The 5,131-nt window shown below is 35.3% G+C and carries 1 protein-coding gene; it reads left to right on the top strand.

Going from position 1 to position 5,131, the window contains the following annotated elements:
• Positions 1-566 precede the first annotated feature (566 nt).
• Positions 567-4,709, top strand: coding sequence for a two-component regulator propeller domain-containing protein (locus Q8907_12425; protein ID MDP4275076.1), 4,143 nt, complete (start codon positions 567-569; stop codon positions 4,707-4,709).
• The last annotated feature ends 422 nt before the right edge of the window (positions 4,710-5,131 follow it).

Genomic DNA, 5,131 nt, shown 5'->3' with positions numbered 1-5,131 from the left:
TGAAAACTTTATTCTTCCTTTTTGTCGTCACAAAAAGGAAGCAAAAAAGACTGTGACGAAAAAAACTCGCTTCTTCGCCAGTAGGCGAATACGCTCAGACAGTTTTTCGTCAATAAGGAATTGTTTTTGACGGCTTCGCCGAGTATTAGAACTTATGTGATTTAAAAGTTCTTTCAATTTCTTTGATATGAAATTATCCTAAATCCTTCAGCAAAGAGGGTCTATATGGCCGGAATGGTAGTCAGTTTGCTCCGGAATATACATATATCTGAAGCAGCCTAAATTTTACTTGCGAAACTTATATTATTTACCTCTTTATCTTCATTTAATTTTTCATAGCGAAAGGAGAACTGCCAGAAGAAATTGTTGTCCATAAATTATTTTAAAAGGCCTATTACGCTCTTTTACATAGTTAAATATCAAGTACTTATATTCTATTTGCTTCGATAAACTCATAGGCAAGTATGATTATTGGTTTTTTATGATTTATTAATTGCTATTTTTACCCTTGCTAAAAATCCCTGATTTTTTATTACTATTAACCAACTGATAAATAGAATTAACCTATGAAAAGATGGTTCATTTTATGGTGCTTAATTTCTTTTATACTAAGTTCCAGCATAGCCAATAAAATTTTAATTACAAATATTAATGAGAAGTACGAATTACCAAAAATCAAAGCCTACTGCATGGCCCAGGATTACAAGGGGTTCTTATGGTTTGGCATGACCAATGGTTTATATAAGTTCGACCTGAATGGCTTTACCAATATCAGCTCAAATAAAAACAGAATAAACAGTTTCCCTAAATCAGATATCCGTGCTATTGTGGAATATACGCCGGGATTGCTGTTAATTGGGACATATAATAAAGGACTGATTGGCTATAATTCAATTACAGGGAGAGCTTTTTCCATATATATTAACTCACCCGTCAATGTTTCGAAATTATCAATCAATTGCCTCCAGGTAGATAAATCAGGAAACATTTGGATAGGTACTACTGACGGATTATTTAAAATAAAACATTTAGATAACAGATATGACAGTTTTCGATTAATCAACCAATTTAACAAAAGGACTTCAGAGTTATCCAATAACGATGTAATCAGATTAACAGAATCCCGAACAGGTAAAATCTGGTTCTTGACGACATCGAATTTAGGATATTTTGACTCTAGAAGTAAAAAAATCAAAGCTTTCTTTACAAATTCGGCTAATTCGTCCTTCACGTTTATGGACGACAAAAATATTCTAATCGGTTGCTATGGAGCCGGTTTAGAATCCTTCAATACTGAAACCTCTAAATTCGATCGTGTTCAAATCAAAGATTATCCCAGTAACGCCCAGACATCCTGGGTTTTCAAAGATCAGCATTCCAATATATGGATAAGTGCCGACAATGTCGGGCTAGTGCTTTGGAACCCCTCTTCCCGGGAAAAAACAACAATCATATCCAACAAAAATCCGGAATATTCGGCTTTAAACTCCAACTCGATAAATCAGATATTCGAATCGAAAGATGGGGCAATATGGGCTTGTAATGAGGATGGAATTAACATGATATGCCTAAAAGACAATCTGTTCAATTCATTTTCCTGCGATAAGTCAAATTTTAAAACAGGAATAAGATCTCTGCTAAATTCAGGAAAAGGCTTTATCTGGGTTGGGACAATGGGTGCAGGATTGAAACAATTTTACCCTGCCACCCACACCTTCGTTGATGTGCCTCTTATTGCAGGAGGTAAATCAATCAAAACCATACAATCCATCATGTGCGATCACAAAGGGAACTTGTGGTTAGGCACACAAGGTGAAGGCATAATAAAGTTTACGCCGGATAAAAGTTCCGGATACAGAAAAGGGAAACTGATCAATTACCGGTTATATCCCAAAGCATTCCCAGCCAAAACCCTGCTTAATGATTTTATAATGTGCCTGTTAGAGGACAGAAGCAATAACATATGGGTAGGGACATGGTCCGGACTCAGTCTGCTGGAATCATCGGAAGCCGAAAAACCGGATCAGGCAAATGCAATAATAAGGAACTTTTCAAATAACCAATCCGACAATTCTTCGATCAGCAATAATACAATCATGAGCTTATTTGAAGATAAGGATGGGAACATTTGGGCAGGAACGCAGGAAGGCCTTAATAAAATAATCAAAACATCAAAAGGGTTTAAATTTGAACATGATTTTAAGGATAAAGAAGGAGTACCCCTTACAGATAAAGGTATATTGTCACTTTATCAGACAAAAAATGGCAACTTATGGTTTTCGACCCAGGACGGAGGAATATCTTTTTTAAACTTAAAAACCGGCATTTTTAAAGATTTCAATTCTGATAACGGCTTTAACGATAATATCATTAATTCTATTGCTGAAGATAATTCCGGAGCTTTTTGGTTGGGCACCAATAATGGCCTGTGCAGATTTAATCCTTCCGGCCCTTCATTCAGAAATTACACCACAGAAGACGGACTCATTTCAGATGATTTCCTGTTTGATTCAAATTGTACGGTCGACAGTTATATGTATTTTGGAAGCAACAAGAGCCTGACAGCCTTTAATCCTAAAGAATTTTCCCAATCAGCATTCAAACCCAATCTTACATTTACAGACTTAAAAATATTTAATAAAACTGCAGGCATTAATACCAAAGGGTCTCCATTAAAAGAGGATATTAGCGTGCTAAAATCCATCACTTTGGATCATAACCAAAACTTTATAACTATAGCCTTTGCAGCATTAAATTACAATCAACTTAAGGAAATACAATATTCCTGTAAAATGGAAGGTTTGGAATCTTCCTGGAATAATTTAAGAAATGAACATAAAATAACATATACGAATTTAAATCCCGGCCATTATACTTTTAAAGTTAAGGCTTATAATTCGAATGCTTACAACAATGCTTCACTGATCACTTTAAAAATCACAATAAAACCGCCATTTTGGAAAACAATATGGGCTTATCTGATTTATACCATCCTTATTTTCAGTGTAATATTCCGTACCTCTTTATATTTTCTCAATAAGGAAAAACGGGAAAGCGCCTTAGCATTAGAACGGTTGAATGCAAAACATACGCATGAATTGGATCTTATGCGATTAAGATTTTTCACCAACATCAGTCATGAATTCCGTACTCCTTTAACCCTGATTTCTGCTCCTCTTGAATCTTTAATTAAAAATAAATTGGACCCTGCAAAAACGCAGTCGTATTATCAAATCATGCTAAAAAATGTCCAAAGATTAACCAGGCTGATCAATCAGTTGCTGGATTTAAGAAAAATTGAAGAAGGTTATCTGAAAATGGAATGGAATCAGGGAGACATTATCGATTTTATCCAAAAGACATACAACACCTTTCAGAACTATGCAGAAAAACGCAATATTATTTTCAAATTCCATTCAGGCCTTACTGAATTATTAACTTTCTTCGATGCCGACAAATTGGATAAAGTTCTGTTTAACCTGCTTTCCAATGCCTTTAAATATACTTCAGATTTCGGATCAATCACTTTAGCCCTTGAAGAAAAACCTTCGTCAGAAACCCCATTGCAGATTCAGGGCTCCAGTGAACAATATCTTGAAATAAAGATATCTGATACAGGCTTTGGAATACCGGCAGAATCCATGGATAAAATATTCAACCCTTTTCAACAGGCAAATAAAAACAAACCTATAGGAAGTGCCGCAACAGGCATAGGCCTGTCATTGACTAAAGAATTGATAGAAATGCATAACGGGACAATTTTGGTTGATAGTGAAGTCAATAAAGGTTCCTGTTTCACTGTATATCTTCCGATATATGAATCAAATCCACAAACCCAAGACAACATCAATGAAACGAAGCTAAAAGAAGTTTCAGAGGTTGCCGGGCAGCCTCAAAAGGATGAAGTAAAAACATCTTCTGCCAAAAACAAACCCCTTATACTGATTGTTGAAGACAACTCCGAATTAAGGACCTTCCTTTCAGGTGAAATGCAAAGTTCCTATCATATTATTGAAGCCGCAAACGGAGCAGAAGGATTTGAACTTGCTGTTCAAAAAATTCCAGATTTGATCGTCAGCGATATTATGATGGACAAAATGGATGGAATCGAATTATGTAAAAAGCTTAAAATAGATGAACGTACAAGTCATGTACCTGTTATTCTTTTAACTGCAAGACATTCCGAAGAAATCAAACTCAACAGCTTTGAAATTGGTGCCGACGATTATATCACCAAACCTTTTAATACCAATTTACTGCTTTCCAGAATCAAGAATCTGATAGAACAACGCCGGAAATTGCGCAGCCTGTTTAGTAAAAACAACAACATGGATTTTTCAACGGTTGCAACAAATAAGGTTGATTCCCGATTTTTGGAAAAACTTACCCAAAATATTGAAAAGAATATTGGGAATCCCGATTTTGATCCCTCAATATTAGCATCCAATATGGCCATGAGCAGAATGCAGCTCTATAGAAAAGTTTCTGCCTTAACCAATCAGACTGTTTATAATTTGATCCGCACTATTCGATTAAATAAGGCAGCTCAGTTGCTTATTACAACAGATATGCAAATTTCCGAAATTGCCGAATCCGTTGGATATACAGAACCTTCTAATTTTACAAAATGCTTTATACGGCAATTTAACCAGACACCAAGCCAATTTGTCCGCACTCATCATAATAATCAGGACAATCTTCATGAATAAAAAGTATAAACGTATCATTAGTTTATTATGACATTGTCTTATTAGTATTTTTTGCAAATACAACTATTTTATTCTTATAATTAATTGTTTAAGTTTCGCAACTAAATATTTCCCTAAACGGAATAAAGATTAAAGTCTGTGATTATTGTCCATCAACCCCACTTTATCAAGGGGCTAAAACAGGCCGGTGATTCATTAAAAAGTTCCAGGACTTTCCTCCGCGAAGCGTTAAAAACAAAATCCTTATTGACTGCGTACTGTCTGAATGAAGCCGACGTCAGGAGGCGTAATGAGTTGACGCAGTCACAGTCTTTTTTGTAAACTTTTTGTGACGACAACTAAGCGAAGCGATCTCATTCTCCTGTATTTTATGGAGAATAAAAAGTTTGAATAAAGTTTTAACTCAAAGAAAACCACGGAGG

This window comes from Bacteroidota bacterium (assembly GCA_030706565.1).
GTDB lineage: Bacteria > Bacteroidota > Bacteroidia > Bacteroidales > JAUZOH01 > JAUZOH01.
Note: the sequence above shows the minus strand (reverse complement) of the source record. Positions and strands in the feature narration are given on the sequence as shown.